Genomic DNA, 776 nt, shown 5'->3' with positions numbered 1-776 from the left:
GGACAGGGTCGCCGCCCACCCCGCACTGCTGGTCCTGGTCCACTACTGCAGCGGCTCGGCCAGCGGCATCTTCAACGGCAACGGCCACGACTACGTCACCGCCGCCGACCGCTACGGCTACATCATCGTGCTCCCCGAAGCCACCCGCAGCGGATCCTGCTTCGACGTGTCCACCCCCGCCGCCCTCAAACGCAACGGCGGCAGCGACTCCACCGGCATCATGTCGATGGTCGCCTACGCCCGCCAGCACTACCCCATCGACCCCGCCCGCATCGTCGTCAGCGGCTTCTCCTCCGGCGCCATGATGACCAACGTCCTGGCCGCCGAATACCCCGACGTGTTCTCCGCCGCCTCCGCCTTCTCCGGCGTCCCCGCCGGCTGCTTCGCCACCACCGACGGCTCCCTGTGGAACAGCCAGTGCTCCAGCGGCCAACTCATCAAGACCGGCCAGCAATGGGGCGACCAGGCCCGCGCCATGTACCCCGGCTACACCGGCCCCTACCCCCGCATCCAGCTGTGGCACGGCACCACCGACACCACCCTCGCCTACCCCAACTACGGCGAGGAGATCAAACAATGGGTCAACCTGCACAACCTGACCACGACCCCCTCATTCACCGACCACCCGCAGTCCACCTGGACCCGCACCCGCTACGGCGGCACCGGCCCCCAGGCCGCCATCGAAGGCATCAGCATCAGCGGCGTCGGCCACCAACTCCCCATGACCGGCCAACTCGCCTACGCCATCACCTTCCTCGGCCTCGACACCACCGGCA

The 776-nt window shown here is 68.7% G+C and carries 1 protein-coding gene; it reads left to right on the top strand.

All coding sequences use genetic code 11. The features are described 5' to 3' along the window. Window positions 1-776, top strand: a 776-nt coding sequence (locus Mco01_RS38755; protein ID WP_204061797.1) for an extracellular catalytic domain type 1 short-chain-length polyhydroxyalkanoate depolymerase, incomplete at both ends; no start/stop codon positions are given.

This window comes from Microbispora corallina (assembly GCF_016863035.1).
Lineage (GTDB): Bacteria > Actinomycetota > Actinomycetes > Streptosporangiales > Streptosporangiaceae > Microbispora > Microbispora corallina.
This window is presented reverse-complemented; position numbering and strand designations above follow the sequence as displayed.